The organism is Ancylobacter polymorphus (assembly GCF_022836935.1).
Classification (GTDB): Bacteria; Pseudomonadota; Alphaproteobacteria; order Rhizobiales; family Xanthobacteraceae; genus Ancylobacter; species Ancylobacter polymorphus_A.
The window spans coordinates 4,159,771-4,182,215 of sequence record NZ_CP083239.1 but is presented as its reverse complement, the minus strand read 5'-3'; the positions used below and the strand labels follow the sequence as shown (position 1 = coordinate 4,182,215).

Below are 22,445 nucleotides of genomic sequence, written 5' to 3'. Positions count from 1 at the left end.
CTCCCGCGCCGGCCACGCCGCGTCGCGCGTCCTCGACGCGGGCGGGCCTGAAGTCGCGCGGCGCGAGGTCGAGCGGGGCGAAGCGGGGCGGGCGGAAGCGGGGGCGTGCGGCCATCGCCTAGCGCGCGCGGCGGGTGTAGGTCGCCGCCACCAGCCGGCCGCCGAGCAGGGCGCCGACGAGGGCGTTCATGTCGTCCTGGCCGGGGGCCATGGCGATGCGGTGCCGGCCGATGCGGTGGACGATGGTGAAATCCTTCGCCGCCAGCCCCTGGTCGCGGAAGACCTGGCCGATCTCTTCGGCATCGCCGCCGATGATGGTGATGAATTCCTCTTCACCCATATTGGTGCGGGTGTCCGTGCTCGCGCTCATGTCAATTCCTCCCTGCGGGTGTGATGTAAAGATTTAACACTCGACTTCGAAAGGCAAGAAAGATAATGATTTGAGCGTGTTAAGTTGATAAGGCTTGTAAAGTTTACAGGTCGTTTTTGTAAAGCCAGCAAAGGGCCGGGCCATGCTCGCCACCAGTGAACCGCGTATCGGCAGCCGGGTGCAGAGGCTGCGCCGCGCCAGGCGCATCTCGCAGGCGGACCTTGCCGGCGCGCTCGGCATTTCCGCGAGCTATCTCAACCTCATCGAGCATAATCGCCGCCGAATCACCGTGCCGCTGCTGATGAAGCTGGCGGGCTATTTCGGCATCGAGCCGGGCGAGCTGGTGGAGAATGACGAGACCCGCCTTGTCGGCGACCTGATGGAGCTGTTCAGCGACGAACTCTTCGCAGAGAACGCGCTGACCAATCAGGACATACGCGACCTCGCCTCTTCAAATCCCGCCATCGGCCGGGCGGTGGTGCGGCTCTACGACCAGTTCAAGACGCTGCGCGAGGCGCACCGCACCGGCGCCACGGGGGCGATCGACGGCGAGGGCGGCTATCACTCCTCCACCGATGCCGTTTCCGATTTCATCCAGGAGAACGCCAACTACTTCCCCACGCTGGAAGCGGAAGCCGAGCGCATCCGCCACGACATCGACTTCGCCTCGGATTCCTTCGAGCACGGGCTGAAGACCTATCTTGCCAATGTCTTCGGCCTCAACTGGCGCTCCGCCTCGCTGCCGGCCGGCATCGCCCGGCGCTATGACGCCGGGGCGCATGAACTCATCACCGCCGAGGTTCTGCCGCCGGAATCGGCGCTGTTCGTCGTTGCCCACCAGCTCGGCCTGCTCGCGGCGTCGCGGCAGATCGACGAGCTGATCGCCGCCGCCAACCTGCCGGACGACGCGCCCATCGTCACCCGCAACGCGCTGGCGAGCTATTTCGCCTCGGCGTTGGTCATGCCCTATGAGCCGTTCCTCGCCGCCTGCCAGGAGACGCGCTACGATATCGAGCGCGTCCAGCGCCGTTTCCGCACCAGCTTCGAGCAGGTGTGCCACCGCATGACCACGCTGCAGCGGCCGGGGCGCAGCGGCATCCCGCTGCATCTCGTGCGCACCGACATTGCCGGCAACATCTCCAAGCGCTTCTCGCTTTCGGGCATCCATATTTCCCGCCACTCCGGCGCCTGCCCGCGCTGGAATGTCTATGCCGCCTTCTTCCACCCGGAGCGGATCAATGTGCAGCTGAGCCAGATGCCGGAGGGCCAGCGCTATTTCTGCATCGCCAAGTCGATCACCAAGGGCGGGCACCGGCACAATGCGCCGCGCCGGCATCTTTCCATCGGGCTGGGCTGCCATATCAGCCACGCGCATCAGATGGTCTATTCCGACGGCATGAACCTTTCCGACCCCTCGCAGACCGTGCCCATCGGCGTCGGCTGCCGCATCTGCCCGCGGCTCGACTGCGAGCAGCGCGCCCAGCCGCCGACCGACCACCGCTTCACCCTGAACGAGATCGACATGTCGGAGAGCTTCTATGCCCCGGCGCGCAGGGGGCTGTGAGGTTCAGTCGAATTTCTCGCCCGTGACCTCACTGAGCCGCCGGCGCATCTCGTCGCTGTAGCGCTTCACCGCCTGCGCCTCGCTGAGCACGCCGGCCACCGTGCCGTCGGGCAGGGTGACGGCCAGCGCGTCGGCCTCGCTGCGCTCGAACAGGTCCAGCGCCTCGCGCAGCGTGGCGGTCGGGCGCAGCGCGGTGTCGGTATGGCGCAGCAGGGGGCGCAGGCTCGCGGGCGCGTCGTCCTCCACCGGCTCGAACAGCGCGGCGGGCGCGATCATGCCGGCATAGCGGCCATTCGCGGTGGCGACGAGAGCGGCGGCGGCGCCGGGCGGGTAGCGCCGGCGGGCTTCCATCAGCGGGGTGTCGACCTCGATGAGCGGCACCTCCCGGCGCATCAGCGTGGCGACGGTAAGCTCGCGCAACCAGCCGACATCATGCGCGCCGCGAATATTCTCGCCGCGCAGATGGAAGCGCCATGTGGCGAAGGAGAAGCCGAACAGCAGCCGCGTCGCCAGCGAGGCGGTGCCGGCCGCCGCCAGCACCGACAGGGTCAATTGCAGATTGCCGGTCATTTCCAGCGCCAGCAGCGTCATGGTCATCGGCCCGCCGACCACGGCGACGGCGAGCGCGCTCATGCCGATCAGCGCGTAGAAGGCGTGGGCGGTGACGACATCGGGCAGGATCAGGCTCATGCCGCCGGCGAACACGCGTCCCGCCATCACCCCCATCAGCAGCGAGGCGAAGAACAGGCCGCCGCGAAAGCCGGCGCCGATGGAGACGGAGGAGGCCGTGACCTTCGCCACCAAGAGCAGCGCCGCCAAGGTGAGCCCGGTGTCGGTGGCGAGGAAATGATAGACCGCGCCATGCCCGGCCGAGAGCACCGCCGGGTTCCACAAAGCGAGCGCGCCGACGAGGAGCCCACTCACCGCCGGACGCAGCCAGGCGGGCAAAGCGGAGCGGCGAAAGCCCGCTTCCACCAGCGTCGCCCCGCGCATGACCGCGATGCCGACCAGCGCGCAGAAGAAGCCGAGCAGCAGCACCGACGGCAGATCGGACAAGTGCGGGGCGGTCAGTGTGGGCAGCGGCGTGTGGTGCGGCGGCGCGAGCAGCTGCTGGGTGAGGGAGGCGGCGAAGGTCGCCGTCATCATCGGCACGAAGGCGGGGATGGCATAGGTGCCGAGCACCAGCTCGAAGCCATAGAACGCACCCATCAGCGGCGCGTCGAAGGCCGCACCGATGGCCGCGCCGGCGCCGCAGCCGACAAGCAGCCGCAGATCCCCGCGCCGGACATGAAACACCCGGCCGAACCAGGAGGCGAGCCCGGCCGCCGCCTGGGTATAGCCGGCCTCCAGCCCCACGGAGGCGCCGACCCCGCTGGAGAACAGCGTCTGCAGCGCGACAATGAGGCTGTCGCCCGGCGACATGCGCCCGCCATGCAGGGCATTGGCTTCGATGGGATCGACCGGCGGGCTGGCGCGCGTGCGCAGAAGGGCCCGCACGCACAGGCCGAAGGCGAGACCGCCGAGCGTGGGCACGAGCAGCAGCAGGAGGGCGGGGACGCCGGCCGTGGTCGAGAGATGGGTGGCGGTGGGGATGCGGAACAGCAGTTCGTGCAATCCCTGCAAGGCCATGTTCATGGCGATGACGACCAGCCCGGCGGCGACGCCGACCAGCGCAGCGAGCGCAACGATGCCGAGTTCGCTCGCCCGCACCAGCCGGCGCAGGCCCCGGGGCATTCCGTCCTCGCTGGAGGTGTTGTCGGAGGTCAAGTCCCGCTCGCCCAAATCCCTGATGCCTGACTAGGCAAGGACGCGGCCACGCGCAACGCCTGACCTTGGGTCGCGTCGCCGCGATGTGATGGCTGTGGGGATGACCGCGCCGCCGGGCGGGCTAAAGTCACGCCCGATGTCCCACGGATTCGGCGCCGCCTGCGGGCCGGCCGCCGCGCATGGAGAACCCCGTATGTCCGACACTTACACGCCGCCCAAGGTCTGGGTCTGGAACAAGGCCAGTGGCGGCGCCTTCGCCAACATCAACCGCCCGATCGCCGGGGCGACGCATGAGAAGGCGCTGCCGGTGGGCACGCACCCGTTCCAGCTCTATTCGCTCGCCACGCCGAACGGGCAGAAGGTGACGATCCTGTTCGAGGAACTGCTCGCCGCCGGCCACACCGGGGCGGAATACGACGCCTGGCTGATCAAGATCGGCGAGGGCGAGCAGTTCGGTTCCGGCTTTGTCGAGGTCAACCCGAACTCGAAAATCCCCGCGCTGATGGACCGCTCGGGCGAGACACCGATCCGGGTGTTCGAATCCGGCGCCATCCTGCTGCACCTCGCGGAGAAGTTCGGGGCCTTCCTGCCGACCGAGCCGGCCAAGCGTGCCGAATGCCTGTCCTGGCTGTTCTGGCAGATGGGCAGCGCGCCGTTTCTCGGCGGCGGCTTCGGCCATTTCTACGCCTATGCGCCGGTGAAGATCGAATACGCCATCGACCGCTACGCCATGGAAGCCAAGCGCCAGCTCGACGTGCTGGACCGGCGGCTGGCCGAGACCCGCTATCTCGCCGGCGACGACTACACCATCGCCGATATGGCGGTGCTGCCCTGGTATGGCGCACTGGTGAAGGGCTGGACCTATGGCGATGCCGGCACCTTCCTCTCCGGGCACGAATACACCAACGTCCTGCGCTGGGCGGATGAGCTGTTCGCCCGGCAGGCGGTGAAGCGCGGGCGCATGGTCAACCGCATGACCGGCGAACCGCACGAACAGCTGCGCGAGCGCCACGACGCCGGCGATTTCGACACGCGGACGCAGGACAAGCTGGAGGGCTGACGGCGCGGGCATGAAAAAGGGCGCCCCGGGGCAGGGGGCGCCCTTCCTCGCGACGGGGCGGCGTCAGGCGCAGAGGCGCGTGAGCTCGCGGATATCGCGCAGCTGCTCCAGCCGGCGCACCGTCTCGACGATGGATTCGGTCTTCGCCTTGTCCCATTTGGCGAATTCGGCGCAGCCGCGGAACTTGTCGGCGGCTTCGTCATAGGTCATCGGGTTGGCCGGGCTGCCTTTGCCGAAATCGGACCGGCCGGAGATGGTGCGCCCGTCCTTCAGGTGGATGTCGATGATGGTGGTCATCTTGTCGTAGCCGGCGGCTTCCGCCTCCGGGTGGACATGGAAGTTCACCCGCTCGATCATCGCCTTCACATCCTCGCGCTCCACCGTCTCGTCGGTGAATTCGGGCAGGCTGCCGCGCCCGTCGAGCAGCAGGATGGCCATGCAGAATTCCATGGAGAACTTGGCCTGAAGCTCGTTCTTCGGGCGGTGATGGATCAGCGCGTTCGGCATGTTCTGGTTGGTGCCGACATCCACGCGCTCCACATCCTCGGCCTTGATGGAATGGGTGCGGATCAGCTCCAGCATCTTGGTCATGCCGGGATGGGTGAGCGAGCCCGACGGATGCGGCTTGATGGAGACGCCGGGCGAGGCGAAGGTCCAGGGCTGGCCGAGCTTGCCGACGATGGCGCTGGGGTCGAAGCCGCCGCCCGCCGCCTGGAAGAAGCCGCGCGGCGCTTCCAGGATCTTGTCAGTGGTGGTCCAGCCCAGCGCGGCGAAATCGGCCGCCACCACGCCGCTCTCCGAGGAACGGCCGGCGTGGAACGGCTTCATCATGGTGCCGAAATTCTCCCGCAGCCCGGCCGACTGGCTTCCGGCGCAGCCGAAGGCGCGCACCATCTGCTCGACATTCAGCCCCTTCAGCTTGCCGGCGGCGGCGGCGGCGGCATAGGTGCCGCACGTCGCGGTGGCGTGGAAGCCGTGCTGGTAATGGCGCGGGTTGATCGCCTCGGCGATCTTGCACTCCACCTCGACGCCGAGGTGATAGGCCAGCATCATCTCCGTGCCGGAGGTGCCGGCGGCTTCCGCCACAGCGAGCGCGGCCGGCAGGGCCGGCGCGGTCGGGTGGGTGAGCAGGCCATAGACCCGGTCCTTGGCGACGGCGAGCTGGGTGTCGTCATAATCATCGGCATGGATGCCGACGCCATTGGCGAAGGCAGCGAAGCGCGGCGGCACCTTGAGCGAGGTGCCGATGACGGTTGCCGGCCCTTCCTGGATGCCGAGGCCCTTGAGATAGGCCTGAATGTGCTCGCCGCTTTTCGCCACCGAGCCGGAGAGGGCGAGGCCGATGCCATCAAGGATCGACTTCTTGCCGAGTTCGACCACCTCGGCCGGCAGATCGGCATAGGAGGTGCCGACGACGAATTCGGCCACGTCCTGGGTCAGGCCCTCGACGATGGGCTGGGCCTGGGCGGGGTTGGTCTGGTGCAGCGTCATGGGGCGTTTCCTCTTTATGTCGAGCGTCAGGCGGCCGGGGCACGGGCGGCGACGGAAGGCAGGGCACCGATGATGGCGTCGGTGAGTTCGCGCGTGCCGGCGGTGCCGCCGAGGTCGCGGGTGAGGCTGTCGCGGCGGGCGAGCACATCCTCGATCGCCTTTTCGATGGCGGCGGCGGTGGCTTCCTCGCCGAGATGGCGCAGCATCATGGCTCCCGACCAAATCTGGCCGATGGGGTTGGCCACGCCCTTGCCGGCGATATCCGGCGCCGAGCCGTGCACCGGCTCGAACATGGAGGGGTAGTCCTTCTCGGGATTGATGTTGCCGCCGGGCGCGATGCCGATGGAGCCCACCACCGCCGGGCCGAGATCGGACAGGATGTCGCCGAACAGGTTGGAGGCGACCACTACGTCGAACCAGTCCGGATTGCGGACGAAATGCGCGGTGAGAATGTCGATGTGGAACTGGTCGGTGGTGAAGCCGGGATATTCCTTCGAGATCGCGGCGAAGCGCTCGTCCCAATACGGCATGGTGTGGCTTATGCCGTTCGACTTGGTGGCCGAGGTGACGTGCTGCTTGCGGCCCTTGGCCAGCTCGAAGGCGTAGCGCATCACCCGGTCGCAGCCACGGCGGGTGAAGATGGACTGCTGCATCACCAGCTCGTCCTCCAGCCCCTCATAGAGCCGGCCGCCAATGGAGGAATACTCGCCCTCATTGTTCTCGCGCACGACATAGAAGTCGATCGAGCCGGCCTCGCGGCCCTTCAGCGGGCTTTCGACGCCGGCGAGCAGCTTCACCGGCCGCAGATTCACATATTGGTGGAAGCTGCGGCGGATCGGGATCAGCAGGCCCCAGAGCGAGACATGATCCGGCACGCCGGGAAAGCCGACGGCGCCGAGGAAGATCGCGTCCTTGTGGCGGATTTGCTGCAAGCCATCGGCGGGCATCATCGCCCCGGTCTTGGCGAAGCGCTCGCAGCTCCAGTCGTAATGGGTCCAGTCGAAGGAGAAGCCGCCAATGCGGCTCGCCGCCTCCAGAACGCGCTGCGCCTCCGGCACCACCTCATTGCCGATCCCGTCGCCGGGAATGACCGCTATGGAATAGGTCGTCATGGAAACTCCTTGGAGATCAGGCGGGATTTCGGCGGCGGCACCGCGACGTGTGCGGCAGGACAGTGTTCAACGGACCGACAACTGTCAACAATTTTTCCGGCGCGCCCGATTGTCTCCTGGCGGCGATCTGGGAGGCGCGTGGTTGCCAGTTTCAAAGAAAATAAAATTATAACAGATACTTAAGTGTAAAATGTCCGACTGATTTACGCTTCCCCTGCGGCAAGACGCGGGGCGCCATCTGTCGGGCTATCCCTGTCATTTCAATCATCATTGTTGACAATCAGCGATTTTGGCGACGAAATGGCGCCATGCTCCGCCCGGTCGCTCCTCCCCCGCGCACGCCCCGCACCGCCTCCTTCGTGCCGCTGATCCAGCGCGAGATCGAGCGGATGATCGGCACTGGCGAACTCACCGGCGGCACGCGCATCAATGAAAGCACGCTGGCGCTGCGGCTCGGCATCAGCCGGGGTCCGGTGCGCGAGGCGTGCCGGGCGCTGGAGCAGATCGGCCTGCTGCGCAGCGAACTCAATCGCGGCTTCTTCGTGCGCGAGGTCTCCACCAAGGAGGCACTCGACCTCTACGACATCCGCGCCGGCCTGTTCGGCACGGCCGGGCGGTTGGCGGCCGCCATCATCACCACGGTGCAGCTGCGTGAGATGGCGGAGCTGATCGCGCAGATGGACGCGGCGATCGAGGCACCCGACATCGCCACCTTCTACACGCTGAACAACGAGTTCCACCGCCAGGTCGTGCTCGCTTCCGACAATGACAAGCTGATCGAGCTCTACCCGCTGCTGGAAGCGGAACTGCATCTGTTCCGCCGGCGCGGGCTGGTGCTGCCCGGCTCAATGCGCACCTCCAATGACGAGCACAAAGCCATTTTCGAGGCGCTGCGCCAGAGCGACGGCACCGGCGCGGCCCGGCTGCTGGAGCGGCACATCCTCGCCGGCAAGGCGCGCTTCCTGCGCACGCTGGAAGACGACAGCGCCACCGAGGCGCGACCCGGCCCGCTCGATCCCCGACAGTCACGCCCCAAGGACAGGTAGTTCCATGACCGCGCACCCGCTTCCCATTCTCGCCCTCACCCCCGGCGATTGCACCGGCATCGGCCCGGAACAGACCGCGCGCCTGCTGAGCGAGGGCGGCTTCGACGATGTGGCGCGGATCGTCGTGGTGGGCGATGCGCGTGTGCTGGACATGGGCGCGCGCCATGCCGGGGTCAGCCTTGACCTGGTGCGCTACGCCTCGCCCGGCGCGGTGGACTGGAGCGCGCCCGGCATTCCCATGGTCGATCTCGGCAATACCGACCCCGACCTGTTCCCGCTCGGCATCGCCAACCCCGAGTCCGGCCGGCTGACCGGCGACACGCTGTCCCGCGCCATCGACTTCGCCAAGGCCGGCGAGGTCGATGGCGTCTGCTTCGCCCCGCTGAACAAGCAGGCCATGTTCAAAGGCGGCTGGCGCTTCCCGGACGAACACAAGATGTTCGCGCATCTGCTCGACCATAAGGGCCCGTTCAGCGAGATGAACGTGCTGGAAGGGCAGTGGATGACCCGCGTCACCTCGCATGTCTCGCTGCGCACGGCGCTGGACCAGGTGACCTATGACAGCATCTGCGGCGCGCTGCGACTGGCGGACGAGACCATGCGCAAGGCCGGCATTGCCCGCCCGCGCATCGCGGTGGCCGCGCTCAACCCGCATGGCGGCGAGGGCGGTCTGTTCGGCACCGAGGAAATCGACTTCATCCGCCCGGCGGTGGAGGCGATGGCGAAGGAGGGCATCGCCTGCGAGGGGCCGTTCCCGTCCGACACGGTTTATCTCAAGGCTTTTGCCGGCGCCTATGACAGCGTGCTGGCGATGTATCACGATCAGGGCCAGATCGCGACCAAGCTGAAGGGCTTCAACAAGGGCGTGACCATCACCGCCGGGCTGGAGGTGGTGTTCACCACCCCGGCGCATGGCACGGCCTTCGACATTGTCGGCAAGGGCGTCGCCGATATCGGCGCGTTCCAGTCCGCCGTCCGCCTCGCCGCCCGGGTAGCCGCGCGCAAGATCGAGGCCCGCGCCGCCGCTGCGTGAGGGCGCGACGGACATGGGGCGACCTCGCCCAGTGCGACGTCATCCTGAGGTGCTCGGGCGCAGCCCGAGCCTCGAAGGATGCTCATCGGGCGGGCTGCTTCAACATCCTTCGAGGCCCGGCGAAACGCCGGGCACCTCAGGATGACGTTGTTCCGGAAGTGGGTCGCGTTGAGGACTCGGCGCTCGAAAAAGCCGACTCAGTCGTGCCGCGCCGGGCCGTCGACGGCGGCGATGAGCCGGCGCTTGGCCAGCGCCACATGCCGCCAATGCGTCATCTGCGCCCGGTCGCCATCGCCGGAGGCCAGCGCTTCCAGCATCGCCCGGTGCTCGCGATTGGAAACGGCGAGGCCGCCGCCCTGCACCAGCGCGCGGGCGCGGAACAGGTGCAGCTTGTTGACGAAGCGGTGGTACTCCGCCTGCAGCGTGCGGTTGCCGCAGGAGCCGACGATGAGATTGTGAAAGCCGAGATTGAGCGGGTAGTAGTCGTCGAAGCTGCCGCGCTCGGCGACCGCGTCCATCTCGTCGACCATACGGGTCAGCTCGGCCAGCAGTCCGTCGGTCATGCGCTCGGCCAAGAGCCGCCCGGCCTGGCCGAACAGCGCGGCACGCACATCGTAGATTTCCACCGCATCCTCGACGGAGAGGCGCCGGACGAAGACACCGCGATTGCGGACGACTTCGACCAAGCCCTTGGCCTCCAGGCTGCGGGTGGCCTCGCGGATCGGGCCGCGGCTGGTGCCGAAGCGGTTCGAAAGGTGGATCTCGTTGATCCGAACCCCCGGCTCCAGCTCGCCCGTGAGAATGAGGCGCTCGAGTTCCTTCTCGAGCGCGCTCGTGAGCGAGACGCTCTTCACAACTGACAGATCGCTGAGGGGCGCGGAATCGCTGATGATGCTCATCCGTCGATTGTAAACAATTCGGCGCTGGAACGCTTCCAGATTTTACGCCACGCTCCGGGTTGTGCCGGCTTCTGCGACACTTTGACGTTGAAGGCTAGTGATCACCGCCGCCGTCACTTGGGCCGTGCCCGCCGTTCCGCCGAGATCGTGTGTCAGCGTGGTGCCCTCCGCCGTCACGGTCTCGATCGCCGCCATCAGCCGCGCGGCGGCGGCGGTCTCGCCGAGATGTTCCAGCATCATCACCGCGCTCCAGAAGGAGCCGATCGGGTTGGCGATGCCCTTGCCGATCAGGTCGAAGCCGGAGCCGTGGATCGGCTCGAACATGGAAGGGGTGGAACGGTCCGGCGCGAGGTTCGCGGTGGCGCCGATGCCGAGGCTGCCGCTCAGCGCCGAGGCGAGGTCGGAGAGCACATCGGCATGCAGATTGGTGGCGAGCACCGTGTCCACCGTGCCCGGCCGCAGAACGAGGCGCATGGTCATGGCGTCGACCAGCATCCAGTCGACATCGAGTTCGGGGAAGTCCTTGATGACGCCCTTGCACACCTCGTCCCACAGCACCATGCCGTGACGCTGGGCATTGGACTTGGTGACGATGGTGAGCTTTTTGCGCGGGCGCGACATGGCGAGCTCGCAGGCAAAGCGGCAGACGCGCTCGATGCCGGTGCGGGTGAACACCGACACATCGATGCCGACCTCGATCGGCAGGCCGCGATGCGCCCGACCCCCCGCGCCGGCATATTCGCCCTCGCTGTTCTCGCGCACGATTACCCAGTCGATGTCCTTGCCGAGTTCCGGCCGCAGCGGGCCGGTGATGTTCGGCAGGAGGCGCGAGGGGCGGACATTGGCGTATTGGTCGAGCCCCTGGCAGATGGCGAGGCGCAGTTCCCACAGGGTGATGTGGTCGGGAATCTTCGGGTCGCCGACCGCGCCGAAATAGATGGCGTCGAAGCCGCGCAGCGTGTCGACGCCGTCTTCCGGCATCATCGTGCCGGTGCGGCGGTAGCGGTCGGAGCCCCAGTCGAAGCTCTCGAAATCGAAGCCGAAGCCGCCATCGCTGGCGGCCAGCGCGTCCAGCACCTCGCGGCCGGCGTTGATGACGTCGGAGCCGATGCCGTCTCCGGGAATGAGCGCGATTTTATGCCGGCGCATGGGTGCGGGTCTCCAGATGGGAAAGAATGGCGCGGGTCATGTCGGCCTGGGTGCCGGTGCCGCGAATGTCGGGGGTGCGGGTGGCGGGATCGGCGAGCGCGGCCTCGATCGCCGCCTTCATCCGCGCGCTGGCCTCGGCGGCGGCGGGAATGCCGCGCCGGCGGCCGAGCCATTCGATGAGCATGCGGGTGGATTCGATCATTGCATAGGGGTTGGCCAGCCCCTTGCCGGCGATATCGGGCGCCGAGCCGTGGGTGGCCTGCGCCATGGCGATCTCGCCGCGCCCGATACACAGGCCCGGCGCCATGCCGAGCCCGCCGACGAGGCCGGCCGCCTCGTCGGTGAGGATGTCACCGAACATGTTTGTCGTGACGACGACGTCGAAGCGCTGCGGCTCGCGCACCAGCTTCATGGCGAAGGTGTCGACGATGACTTCCTCGATGGCGACATCGGGGAATTCCTTGCCGGCCTCGTAGCACTCTTCCACGAACATGCCGCAGCCGAGCTTGAACACCGTGTTCTTGTGCACCACGGTGAGCCGCTTCTTGCGGGCGCGGGCGATCTCGAAGGCGGCGCGGGCGACCTTGCGGCTGCCCTCGCGGGTGATGACGCGCACCGAGATGGTGGTGTCGTGCGTCGGGCGGAACTCGCCCGAGCCGGCCACCACGTTGCGGTCCGGCTGGAAGCCCTCATTGTTCTCGCGCACGATGACGAGGTCGATGTCGTCATAGAGGCAGCCGAGCCCGGGATAGGAGCGGGTGGGGCGCACATTGGCGAACAGATCGAAGCTCTTGCGCAGGATCGGGTGCGGGTTGATCGCCTCCGGCACCTTGGGATAGGCCTGATGTCCGATGGGCCCGAGGATGAAGCCGTCGAGCGTGCCGAGCGTCTCCAGCGTGCCCGGCGGCATGGTGTGGCCCAGCTCGTCCAGCGCCTTGCGGCCGAGCGGCATGGGGCGCCAGTCAATGGCGAGGCCGCTCGCCCGCGCCGCCGCATCGGCGATGGCGTGGGCGGCGGGGACGATCTCATGGCCGATATCGTCGCCATTGAGAACGCCGATGCGCAGAGGGGCGTGTGTCGTCACCGCGCTCACTCCGCCGCGTCGCGCAGGCCGGCCGGCACCGAGGCGCGGGCGATCTCGCCGGCATCGGTCAGCTCCGGCAGGCGCCAGCACAGCGCCATGAGCCGTTCCGTCACCTCGTCGCCGACGACCAGCGCCGACTGGTGGGCGAATTTGCGCGCGAGGTGCTCGTTGCTCAGCGGCTTGTCGTGGCTGCCGATGGCGCGGTCGATGGTCTTCTCGATCGTGCGGCCGTCATTGAACTCCACCTCGATCACCACGGAGGCCTCGTGGATGGCGGTGTCGGAGGTGGCGTCCACCTTGTCGCGCAGGGCGATGATATCCGGCGCGTTGGCCGCCTCGTCGGTGAAGGCGGTGGGCGAACCATCGCCGCGCAGCAGGGCGCAGGCGGCGGCGTGGAAGACACTGAACTTGGTCTCCAGCCCGGTCTTCGGCGTGCGCTTGCCGGTGAGTTCCAGCACCAGCGGATGGGTGCGCAGGCGCACGGCGGCGATCTGGTTCACTGCGTCGCCCAGCTCCTCGCGCAGCTGCTGGCAGCCGTCGATGGTGGGGTGGATGACGATGCCGCAGGCGAAGGGCTTGTAGGAGTTGAGGCCCGCTTCCCAGGTCTCGCCCAGCCCGCCGAGGATCTCGTTATAATCCTGCTTGGTGGAGAGCACATTGGCGAAGCCGCGCGGCGCCTCGATCGCCTGCAGCGAACTGTCGAAGCCGGCCTTGGCGAGGAAGGCGGCGAGCGCGCCGTTGCGGGCGGCTGCGCCGGGATGCAAGCTCTTGCACATGGTGCCGAACATTTCGCGCAGTCCCGAGGCCTGCGTCGCGGCGATGCCGAGCGCCCAGGTCATCTGGGTGGCGTCGAGCTTCAGCATGTGGCCGACGGCGGCGGCGGCGCCGAACACGCCGGTCGTGCCGGTGATGTGCCAGCCGCGATCGTAATGGGCGGGATAGACGCTGTTGCCGATCCGGCACTCCACTTCCACGCCGACGATCAGCGCGTTGAGGAAGTCCGCGCCGGTCATTGGGTGATATTCCGCCGCCGCCAGCAAAGCGGAGGCGACCGGGCCGGCGGGGTGGATGATGGTCTTCAGATGGGTGTCGTCATAGTCGAGCACATGCGAGGAGATGCCGTTGATCAGCGCCGCGTTCGGCACGTCCAGCCGCTCGCCGCGCCCGATCACGGTCGCCTGCGGCTTGCCGGCGAAGGGCGAGATTCCGGCGAGCGCGCGGTCCACCGTCTCGTGGCGGGCGCCGCCGACGGCGCAGCCCATCCAGTTGAAGAAGGTGCGCACGCCCTCGGCCTGAACCGAGGCGGGAATGTCGGCGAGCTTGCAGCCGACGATCCAGGCGGCGAGCTGGCGGGTGACGTCTTTGTGGGACATTCTGTTCTCCTTTAAACGAGGCCGCGCGCGATGCCGCCGTCGACATTGATGGATTGGCCGGTGATGTAGCTGGCGAGCGGGCTGGCGAGCCACGCGACCATGACCGCGATCTCGTCCGGCTCGGCGAAGCGTTTCAGCGGGATTTCTTCCGCGAATTCCGCGTAGATCTCGTCCACCGGCACGCCGCGCTCGGCAGCCATTTTGGTGGCGCGGTTGATCCACAGCGCGGTTTTGGTGCGGCCCGGCCCGACCGCGTTGATGCGGATGCCCTTCTCGCCGAGTTCGAGCGCCAGCGTCTTCACGAGGCCGAGCAGCCCGGCCTTGTGGACATTGGTCATGATCTGGTGGGCATAGGGCATCTTCGCCGCCGCCGCGCCCAGCGTCACCACGGCCGGCGCGTCGCCCGCGATGAGCAGGGGGAGAGCGGCGCGCACAGAGCGGACAGTGGAGAGCACGTTGAATTCGTAGCTGGCGAGCCAGTCGGCATCGCTCAGCGTGTCGAAATCTGCCCGCACGCTGCCGCCGACCGCGCTGACGAGGATATCGAGCGCGCCCCAGCGGCGGCGCGCCTCGGCCATCAGCGCCTCGGCGGCGGCACCGTCCTTCACCACATCGGCGACGAACACGTCGGGCGCGCGGCCGGTGGCGGTCTCCAGCCGGGCGCGGGCGGCGTCGAGATTGTCGCGGCTGCGCGAGGCGATGATCACCTGCGCTCCCTCGCGCAGCAGGATCGCGGCGGTGGCCTCGCCAATGCCGTAGCTGCCGCCGACGATGACGGCGCGGCGGCCGTCAAACCCCAGATTCATAATGGCTCCTCAGCACGAAGCGGTAGATGCGGAAGACGATCAGGATGGTCGACGAGATCACCGCGATGCGGACGATGTGAAAGGCGGTCACCAGCTCGGCATCGGCGTGCATCGCCTTGGCGGTGAGCACCATTTCGGTGATCGCCGCCGGGGCGAGGGCGAGGAAGCTGGTGGTGAGCGGCAGGCCGGTGGCCAGTGACAGCGCTTCTGCCCCGACGGCGGCGGCGGCGATCAGCAGCACGCCGATCAGCAGGCCGGAGGCGGCGACGCGCGGCAGGCGCACGAACAGGTCGCGCCGGAAGCGCATGCTCAGCCACACCCCGATCATGATCTGCGCGGCGATGATGAGGATGCCGGGCACCGCGACATTGAGCAGGCCGGAGGCGCCCAGCGCCGCGCTCGGCAGCAGCGAGCCAAGCAGCCACGGATTCGGGATGACCGTTGGGCGCAGCGCCTGCGCGCCGAGATAGGCGATGACAAGCGCGAGGCCGAGCAACAGTAGATCGTGCGAGGCAGCGGGATCGGCCGTGTTGACGTTGCCGGCCTCGCCGAAGGCGAACACCATGAACGGCACGATGCTGACCACCGTGGTCACCCGCAGCGCGTGGACGATGGAGACGGCGTTGGTGTCGCCGCCCCGCGCCGCCGCCACCACCGCCATGTCGGCCATGCCGCCGGCGGCGGTGGCGAAGAAGGCGGTGGTGGCGTCGATGCGCGCCAGCGGCCGCATGATGAGCGCGCCGATGAAGGTGGCGAGGATGATGTAGAGCGTCGCCACCAGCATCGCGGGCAGCAGCTCCAGCGACACCAGCAGCAGATGCGGGGTGAAGCGCATGCCGATGGCGAGGCCGACAATGACCTGCCCGATCTCGCGCAGATGCCACCCGGCCTGCAAGGGCACGCCGGAGACGTTCAGCAGGCCGCAGACGAAGAGCGGGCCGAGCATCCAGGGCAGGGGGATGTGAAGGAGCGAGGCGGCATAGCCCGCCGCGGCGGCGAGCGCATAGGTGCCGATCAGCCGTAGCCCGGCGACGTGCCACGGGGCACGAGGGCTCGGCGCGGGTGCTTTGGAATCGGCTGCCATCAGCTGCGCCCGGCGGGCCGCGTGCAGCCGGTCGGGATGATTCGGGCGAGGGGGGAGGCCGCCTTCCGGCTCTGGCGCGGGCATTCGGACATGGCGGCCTCCCAGTTAGGCGCGGCGGTTATTGACGCCTGTCTCGCAGCGGCGCGGGCCGTCGGCAGGGCATGGGCCGATAGAGACACTGAGAATGAAAACTGTCAACAGATGTGCCTCACGGTCTCCCATCGCAATGGGGCGGCGATGACAACGCCCAGGCTGCGCTCCCCAGCGTTTTCAAGGGTACAGGGGCGCCATGCTACCGTAGAACGCCGGCCCGTGCCGAAGTGCGCGCCCCTCGTGGCCAGGCAGGGAAAGGAAAGTTCACTGCAAATCTGTTGACAGTTGACGGGAGGCGGGACAGTCTTCCCCCGCCTAATCCACACGGGTCGGCCCGCTCATGGCTCGCCGGCCGAACGCATCCAGATGGAACGGCGGGAGGAAAACATGACCCATTTCACACGCAGAGACCTGATCAAGATTTCGGCCGGCGGTGTTGCCGTCGCCTCCGGCATGGTCGCCATGCCGTCCATCCTGCGCGCCGCGACCTATCCCTCGCGTCCGATCAACGTGATCGTGCCCTTCGCCACCGGCGGCTATAATGACCGCCTGTCCCGCGCCTTCATGCCCTATCTGGAGCAGGAACTCGGCCAGCCGCTCGTCATCGTCAACAAGCCCGGCGCCGGCACGCAGCTTGGCAATTCCTATGCGCTGAACCAGCCGGCCGATGGCTACCATCCTGTGCACCTCGGCCGCGCCCTATATTCCGCTGACCGTGCTGCTGCAGAACGCGCCGTACAAGGTGGAAGACTTCACCATGATCAACCTGCCGTCGCGTGACTACACGCTGGCGGCGACCTCCTCCGGCGGGCCGGTGAAGACTTTCGCCGAGGTGATCGAGAAACTGAAGAAGGACCCGTCCAGCCTCAGCATCGGCGTGCAGCCCGCCTCGGCGGACTATGCCAACATGGTGCTGGCCTTCCAGGCGGCGGGTATCGACCCCTCCAAGCTGCGCATCGTCACCTATGATGGCGGCGGCCCCGCCCGCAATGCCACCGCGGGCGCGCAGGTCGATGTCGGCTTCGTCGGCGGCGAGGGCTTCCTGCCGCTGAAATCGAAGATCCGTCCGCTCGCCATCTTCGCCGCCGAGAAGGTGGACTGGTTCCCCGATGCGCCGCTGATCGGCGCGACGCTGAAGACCGACTTCGTCGAAGGCTCGCAGCGCGGCTGGGCCGTCTCCACCAAGCTGACGAAGGAACAGCCGGAGATCTTCAAGATCCTCGTGGCAGCGACCGAGAAGGCGAGCAAGAACCCGAAGGCGATCGAGACGCTGAAGCTGCAGGAACTGGCCACCACCTGGTATGGCCCCGAGGCCTCCAACAAGGCCTATCTCGACAACGCCGCCAAGATGGCGAAATACGTCGACCTGCTGAAGTAGGCCGCCGCACCGCATGGGGCGGGCGGAAGAGCATTCCGGCCCGCCCCGCTCCCACTCCTCTGACGAAGGGAGAGTAAGATGCGTATCGGTCGGCAGACTTACGCCATCGACTACGGCCATCTGGCACTCATCACGCTGATCGCGGCGGCGGTCTTCTGGTATCTTCTCGACGCGCGCAGCGTCTCGCTCAGCATCAACAATCTTCTGCTCGTGCAGCCGGTGGCGATCTTCGCACTGGCGCTGTACCTGTTCATCCTCCCGCAATGCTTCCACAAGGTGGAGGCGCGCGCGGCGGAGAAGCCGGTGGACGAGGCGGATCCCTTCGCGGTCAAGCTCTCCACGGACCGCGCGGATGTGATCCGCATGGCCGCGCTCGGCCTGTCGCTGGGTCTGATGGTCTTCCTGCTGGACGTGATCGGCTACGACATCGCGATCTTCCTGTTCGCGGCTGCGGCGATGGCGATCTGCGGCGAGCGGCGCCCGCTGCATCTGCTGGGTTTCTCGCTCGTGGTGACGCTGGTCACGATCTACGGCTTCCGCGCCCTGATCTCCTATCCCATGCCGACCACCCTGCTGTGAGGCGCGCGCGATGATCGACTTTTCCGCCTTCAATGATGCGCTCGGCATCATGTTCACATCGGCCGGGTCCTGGGGGTGGATCGTCCCCGGGCTGGTCGTCGGCCTCGTCTTCAGCGCCATTCCCGGCATTTCGATCACCATGGCCATGGCGATCGTGCTGCCCATGTCGCTCTACATGGATTTCTTCTCGGCCATCGTCTTCCTCACCTCGGTCTATACCGGGGCGGGGTTCGGCGGGTCGGTGCCGGCGATCCTGATGAACATACCGGGCTCCCCATCGTCCTTCGCCACCACCTTCGACGGCTATGCCATGTCGCAGAAGGGCGAGCACAATGAGGCGCTGGGCTACGCGCTGTTCGCCTCCACTTTGTGCGGCATCGCCGGCTATGTGCTGCTGCTGCTCGTCATCGAGCCGCTGGCGGATATCGTCTTGCGCATCGGGCCGGTGGAAATGTTCGCGGTGGCGATCTGGGGCATGATGCTGCTGGGCTCGCTCGGCTCGGCCTATATCAGCCGCGGCCTGTTCGCCGCCGCGCTTGGCATCCTGCTCGGCACGGTGGGCATGAACACCGCCGGCTTCACCCGTGGCACCATGGGCCTGCCGGTGCTGCTCGACGGCATCGCGCCGATCCCGGCGATGATCGGCCTGCTGGCGGCGAGCCAACTGCTGAGCCTCGCCAGCCGCGATTACATCATCGAGGCGGAGGGCTCGCGCGAGGTCAGCCTGCGCAAGATCCTCAAGGGCTGCTGGGGCACGATGAAGTATCCCGGCGTGCTGCTGCGCGGCTCGATCATCGGCATCATCATCGGCGCCGTGCCGGGGGTCGGCTCGTCCATCGGCAATCTCATCGCCTATGCCGAGACCAAGCGCACCGCCAAGGACAGCGCGACCTTCGGCAAGGGCAACCCCAAGGGCGTGATCGCGGCGGAATCGGCGGTGGCGAGCGGCGAGGGCGGCTCCATGGCCACCATGCTGGCGCTCGGCATTCCCGGCGGCGGCGCGACGGCGATCCTGATCGCGGCCTTCATGATGCACAACATCGTGCCCGGCCCGAGCTTCATCGAGACGCAGAAGCCGATGGTCTACGCCATCATCCTGAACAACATCGTCCAGGCGGTGGTGCTGCTGGCAGTGGGCATCGGCTTCATCTATGTCGCCTCCAACATCATGAAGGTGCGCACCCGCTACGTGCTGCCGGCGATCCTCGTCATCGCCACGCTCGGCACCTTCGCGGTGACGGGCGAGGCGGCCGGCCCGATCACGCTGTTCGTCTTCGCCCTGCTCGGCTATGCGCTCAACCGCTACCAATACCCGGTCTCGGCGGTGGTGGTCGGCATTCTGCTCGGGCGCATGCTGGAGACGGAGTTCCTGCGCTCCTACCAGCTCTCCGGCGGCAATCCGCTCTATATTCTGGAGCGGCCCGGGGCGATGGCGATCTTCGCTGTGATGTTCGCCTCTCTCGCCATGACCGCCTGGGGCAAGCGCAAGCAGAACCGGGCGGAAGCGGCGGAGGCGCTGGCCATGGAGAAGCTGCGCGACGAGGCGGCCGCCCACGCCGCGCACACGACGCCAAGCAAGGGCTGAGATCCCCTCTTTTCCAGAACGACCGAAAGGGCGGGTGCGAACCCGCCCTTTTTCGTTGTGTGGGGACGGGCGTTTCCGACGCGGCGTGCCATCCGGGCCGGCGCGAAAAAGCCCCGCCATCGAGGATGGCGGGGCTGAGAGGAGTGGGCCAATGGCGGCAAAGAAGCGGGCGGCGAAGGCTCAGGGCGGCGCGCCGATGGGCACCCAGCCGAAGGCGGCGCGTTCGGCCTCGTCGAGTTGGTGTACGAGGCCCATCTCCCAAGCCAGATACTGCAGCGAGGCCTCCCGGTTGCCGTCATGCCGGTCATGCACGAACCAGACGCGGTCGCGCGCGTCCTCGCGGCTCATGCGCCGGCGCACGCGGTCCACTGGCCAGCCGGCCTGCGCGCAGGCTTCCGCATCGGCCGGCAGCCAGGCGGCGGCGATACCCGCCTCCCGCAGATCGACAGACGCCGCCGCGACGGCGACGGCATCGCCGAGCAGGATCGCTCGGCGCACGCCCTTGGCCAGCGCGCCGGTAAGATCGTCGCGCAGCACCCAGCGCGCCGCGTCGAGCCGCCACGTCTCCCACTCGGCGGAGGCGCGCAGATCGAACACCGGCACACCGCTCTGGGCGAGGTTCCATGCCGCGCGCGCCTCGACCACCGGCGGCGGGGCCGGTGCGCGAAGCGCGGGGGGCGGAACGTGCGGGAGGGCGGCGTCCGGCGCCTCGTCGAGCGCCAGCACCAGCACCTCGAAGCCGAGGGCACGCAGGAAAAGGCCGGCGAGCGCGGCGCGCAGTCCTGTATCGTCCATCAGGATAAGGCGCGCGTGGCGCACGCCGACATACTGGTCGGTGGCCTGAATGAGCTGGCCGGCAAGCACCGGCACCGCCCCGGGCGCCGGCCGCGCCGCCCGCTCCTCGGCGCTGCGCAAATCGAACAGGAAAGGGGTGCGCCCCGGCTCGGCCAGAAGCCGTTCCGCCTCCGCCACGGTGATGCGCGGAAGCTGTGCGGCGCGGGCGACGTGGCGGGCGCGGTCACGGCTGGCCTGCGCCTGCGCCTCGTCAAGCGCCGGGAGCGGGTCGGCCGAGGCCCCCCGGTCGAGTGGCAGGCCGGCGAGGGCCCAGCCCTGCGTGCCGTTCTCCAGCGCATAGACGGGATTGGAAACGCCGATGGCGCGCAGCGTCAGCGCCCCGACGATTCCGCGCGTGCGGCCAGCGCAGGTGATGACGATCGGCGTCGTCGCGTCCGCCACGGCCGCACCGAGGCGGTGGGCGAGTTCGCCATTCGGCAGGCAGCGCGCGCCCTCGATCCGCATCTTGGCGTATTCCGCCGGTGGGCGGGCATCGAAGAAGGCGTGCGGGCGTCCCTCTTGGCGCCAAGCAGCAAGCGTGGCAGCGTCGATCATCGCCGGGCGGTGGTCGTGCTCCAGCAATTCGCCCAGCGTCTTGCTCGGCACATTGACCCCGGCAAAGACGCCGAACCCCGCCGCTGCCCAGGCGGGTAGCCCGCCCGCGACATAGGAGAGGTCGGAGTAGCCGCAGGCGGTGAGCCGCCGCGCGGCTGTCTCGGCGGTGCCGTCGCCATCGTCGATCAGCAGGATCGGACAGTCGGCGCGCGGGATCAGCGCGAGGGCGGAGGCCTCCAGCCGGCTGAACGGGCAGGGAACGGCGAAGAGCGGATGCCCTTCGCCGAACGCCGCCGCCTCTCGAATATCGAGAAAGGCAATCTCCCCGCCTTCATGCAGGCGCGCTTTTGCCGCCGCCGGCGCTAACGCTGCCACGCTCATGTCACGGGCTCACCGCGGAAGAAGCGGTAGAAGGCGGCATAGATGAGGTCCGGCCGATGCTCGGCGGGGTAATGGCCGGTGGGAACGGGAAGCCCGACGAGATCGTCCGCCCATTCCGACCATGCCTCGACCGGCTTGAAATGGCGCCCGCAATGGCTGTTGGTGCCCCAGATGACCATGGTCGGGCAGGCGATCTTGCGCTTGCCATAGTCCGCCGTGTCCATGTCGAGGTCGACGGTGATGGTGGCGCGGTAATCCTCGCACACGGCGTGGATCTGCTCCTTGGTGGCGCAGCGTATATATTCCGCCATCGCCTCGGGGGTGAAGATTTCCAGCCCCACGCCCTTCTTGTTGAGCTTGTAGCGCATGTAATAGTCGAGGTCGGCGCCGAGAAGGTTCTCCGGGAAGGGCGCCTTCTGCGCCATGAAGAACCAGTGATAGCTCTCGCGCGCCCAGCCGAGCGTGATGTTGTTCAGCACATGGTGGGTCGGCACGATGTCGAGCGCGGCATAGCGTGTGATGCGCTCCGGCCGGTCGAGCGCCATGCGGAAGCCGACGCGGGCGCCGCGATCATGGCCGGCGACGGCGAAGCGCTCAAAGCCGAGCGCGTCCATCACCTCGAACGCATCCTCGCCGATGGCGCGGAAGGAATAGCCGGAATGGTCCTCGCCGCCATCCGGCTTGGAGCTGTCGCCATAGCCGCGCATGTCGATGGCGACGACGGTGAAGTCACGGGCCAGCGAGGGCGCCACCTTGTGCCAGCTGACCAAGGTGAGCGGGTTGCCATGGATGAGCAGCAGCGGCGGTCCCTCGCCGGCGGTGGCGACATTGATCTCGGCGCCGCGCGTCTTGATGCGCTGGAAGGTGAATCCCTCCATCAGCCGCGTGGTGGGAACGAGTTCTGGAATGGCTTCGGCGACTTCCATTGGGCGCTTCCTCGCAGGGGATCGGACTTCGCTGTCCGCATTGTGCCAACTGTCAACAATTTGGCGTACAAAGGCAAGAGTGTCGCGTCAGTTTCCCGGCTTTCTCTCAGAACTGCCGGCAAGTCTTGGATTGTCGACCACGCGCTCCTCTGACCCGCCCTGGCGCGCCAGAGTGGCGCGGGAGAAGCCCCTTCAACGCCCGCGTCGCCTTCCTGAAGGCGCTGACCGACCAACGCCTGGAGCCGCCGCTGGAGCCCTCTGCCGCCGCCCGCTGAA

General features: G+C 67.7%; 20 protein-coding genes. 8 read left to right on the top strand and 12 right to left on the bottom strand.

Annotation, left to right across the window (positions count from 1 at the left end; translation table 11 throughout):
• Nucleotides 1-118 precede the first annotated feature (118 nt).
• Complete coding sequence (locus K9D25_RS19985) at nucleotides 119-370, bottom strand: hypothetical protein (RefSeq protein ID WP_244377719.1); 252 nt, start codon at nucleotides 368-370, stop codon at nucleotides 119-121.
• A gap of 142 nt (nucleotides 371-512) precedes the next feature.
• Here K9D25_RS19985 and K9D25_RS19980 point away from each other — a divergent pair, with 142 nt between their 5' ends.
• On the top strand, nucleotides 513-1,934 hold the full coding sequence (locus K9D25_RS19980; protein ID WP_244377717.1) for a helix-turn-helix domain-containing protein: 1,422 nt from the start codon (nucleotides 513-515) through the stop codon (nucleotides 1,932-1,934).
• A 3-nt stretch (nucleotides 1,935-1,937) separates the two neighbouring features.
• Here the strand turns inward: K9D25_RS19980 and K9D25_RS19975 are convergent, their stop codons facing one another.
• On the bottom strand, nucleotides 1,938-3,701 hold the full coding sequence (locus tag K9D25_RS19975) for a chloride channel protein (protein WP_244377715.1): 1,764 nt from the start codon (nucleotides 3,699-3,701) through the stop codon (nucleotides 1,938-1,940).
• 193 nt (nucleotides 3,702-3,894) lie between these two features.
• Here K9D25_RS19975 and yghU point away from each other — a divergent pair, with 193 nt between their 5' ends.
• Nucleotides 3,895-4,761 carry a glutathione-dependent disulfide-bond oxidoreductase gene (gene yghU / locus K9D25_RS19970; RefSeq protein ID WP_244377713.1) on the top strand — a complete coding sequence of 289 codons (867 nt, stop codon included), beginning with the start codon at nucleotides 3,895-3,897 and terminating at the stop codon, nucleotides 4,759-4,761.
• Nucleotides 4,762-4,824: 63 nt separating this feature from the next.
• Here the strand turns inward: yghU and K9D25_RS19965 are convergent, their stop codons facing one another.
• Together K9D25_RS19965 and K9D25_RS19960 are read right to left on the bottom strand one after the other, a co-directional pair.
• Nucleotides 4,825-6,252, bottom strand: coding sequence for an MmgE/PrpD family protein (locus K9D25_RS19965; RefSeq protein WP_244377711.1), 1,428 nt, complete (start codon nucleotides 6,250-6,252; stop codon nucleotides 4,825-4,827).
• Between the two features lie 26 nt (nucleotides 6,253-6,278).
• Nucleotides 6,279-7,364: a tartrate dehydrogenase gene (locus tag K9D25_RS19960; protein WP_244377709.1), complete on the bottom strand. Its 1,086-nt coding sequence runs from the start codon at nucleotides 7,362-7,364 to the stop codon at nucleotides 6,279-6,281.
• A 308-nt stretch (nucleotides 7,365-7,672) separates the two neighbouring features.
• Between K9D25_RS19960 and K9D25_RS19955 the strand changes: the two genes are divergently transcribed.
• Together K9D25_RS19955 and K9D25_RS19950 are read left to right on the top strand one after the other, a co-directional pair.
• Nucleotides 7,673-8,410 (top strand): FCD domain-containing protein, encoded by a 738-nt coding sequence (locus K9D25_RS19955; RefSeq protein ID WP_244377707.1) that lies wholly within the window; start codon nucleotides 7,673-7,675, stop codon nucleotides 8,408-8,410.
• Between the two features lie 4 nt (nucleotides 8,411-8,414).
• Entirely contained in the window at nucleotides 8,415-9,443 is a 1,029-nt protein-coding gene (locus K9D25_RS19950; protein WP_244377705.1) for a PdxA family dehydrogenase, read from the top strand.
• Between the two features lie 197 nt (nucleotides 9,444-9,640).
• Here the strand turns inward: K9D25_RS19950 and K9D25_RS19945 are convergent, their stop codons facing one another.
• From K9D25_RS19945 to K9D25_RS19920, 6 genes are read right to left on the bottom strand one after another with little or no spacing between them, the layout of a single operon-like run.
• On the bottom strand, nucleotides 9,641-10,342 hold the full coding sequence (locus tag K9D25_RS19945) for an FCD domain-containing protein (protein WP_244377703.1): 702 nt from the start codon (nucleotides 10,340-10,342) through the stop codon (nucleotides 9,641-9,643).
• A 42-nt stretch (nucleotides 10,343-10,384) separates the two neighbouring features.
• Nucleotides 10,385-11,491: a tartrate dehydrogenase gene (locus tag K9D25_RS19940; RefSeq protein WP_244377701.1), complete on the bottom strand. Its 1,107-nt coding sequence runs from the start codon at nucleotides 11,489-11,491 to the stop codon at nucleotides 10,385-10,387.
• A complete protein-coding gene (locus K9D25_RS19935) occupies nucleotides 11,478-12,575 on the bottom strand; it encodes an isocitrate/isopropylmalate dehydrogenase family protein (RefSeq protein ID WP_244377699.1) in 1,098 nt (365 codons plus the stop codon). Before K9D25_RS19935 ends, K9D25_RS19940 begins: the two co-directional genes overlap by 14 nt.
• Nucleotides 12,576-12,580: 5 nt before the next feature.
• Entirely contained in the window at nucleotides 12,581-13,948 is a 1,368-nt protein-coding gene (locus tag K9D25_RS19930; protein WP_244377697.1) for an MmgE/PrpD family protein, read from the bottom strand.
• 11 nt (nucleotides 13,949-13,959) lie between these two features.
• The gene (locus tag K9D25_RS19925) at nucleotides 13,960-14,754 is read right to left on the bottom strand and encodes an SDR family oxidoreductase (RefSeq protein WP_244377695.1); all 795 of its coding nucleotides are present in this window, start codon (nucleotides 14,752-14,754) and stop codon (nucleotides 13,960-13,962) included.
• Entirely contained in the window at nucleotides 14,738-15,838 is a 1,101-nt protein-coding gene (locus tag K9D25_RS19920; RefSeq protein WP_244377693.1) for an AbrB family transcriptional regulator, read from the bottom strand. Before K9D25_RS19920 ends, K9D25_RS19925 begins: the two co-directional genes overlap by 17 nt.
• Nucleotides 15,839-16,318: 480 nt before the next feature.
• On the opposite strand from K9D25_RS19920, the gene K9D25_RS24965 reads away from it, so the two are divergent.
• The 4 genes from K9D25_RS24965 (at nucleotide 16,319) to K9D25_RS19905 (ending at nucleotide 19,473) form a co-directional block, all read left to right on the top strand.
• Nucleotides 16,319-16,711: a tripartite tricarboxylate transporter substrate-binding protein gene (locus tag K9D25_RS24965; RefSeq protein ID WP_279613758.1), complete on the top strand. Its 393-nt coding sequence runs from the start codon at nucleotides 16,319-16,321 to the stop codon at nucleotides 16,709-16,711.
• A complete protein-coding gene (locus K9D25_RS19915) occupies nucleotides 16,599-17,309 on the top strand; it encodes a tripartite tricarboxylate transporter substrate-binding protein (RefSeq protein ID WP_279613756.1) in 711 nt (236 codons plus the stop codon). Before K9D25_RS24965 ends, K9D25_RS19915 begins: the two co-directional genes overlap by 113 nt.
• Nucleotides 17,310-17,387: 78 nt before the next feature.
• Nucleotides 17,388-17,888 carry a tripartite tricarboxylate transporter TctB family protein gene (locus tag K9D25_RS19910; protein ID WP_244377691.1) on the top strand — a complete coding sequence of 167 codons (501 nt, stop codon included), beginning with the start codon at nucleotides 17,388-17,390 and terminating at the stop codon, nucleotides 17,886-17,888.
• A 10-nt stretch (nucleotides 17,889-17,898) separates the two neighbouring features.
• Nucleotides 17,899-19,473: a tripartite tricarboxylate transporter permease gene (locus K9D25_RS19905; RefSeq protein WP_244377689.1), complete on the top strand. Its 1,575-nt coding sequence runs from the start codon at nucleotides 17,899-17,901 to the stop codon at nucleotides 19,471-19,473.
• Nucleotides 19,474-19,653: 180 nt separating this feature from the next.
• Here K9D25_RS19905 and K9D25_RS19900 read toward each other — a convergent pair whose 3' ends face one another.
• Both K9D25_RS19900 and K9D25_RS19895 read right to left on the bottom strand, forming a co-directional pair.
• Complete coding sequence (locus K9D25_RS19900; protein ID WP_244377687.1) at nucleotides 19,654-21,243, bottom strand: rhodanese-like domain-containing protein; 1,590 nt, start codon at nucleotides 21,241-21,243, stop codon at nucleotides 19,654-19,656.
• Nucleotides 21,240-22,169, bottom strand: coding sequence for an alpha/beta fold hydrolase (locus tag K9D25_RS19895; protein WP_244377685.1), 930 nt, complete (start codon nucleotides 22,167-22,169; stop codon nucleotides 21,240-21,242). Before K9D25_RS19895 ends, K9D25_RS19900 begins: the two co-directional genes overlap by 4 nt.
• Between the last annotated feature and the right edge of the window lie 276 nt (nucleotides 22,170-22,445).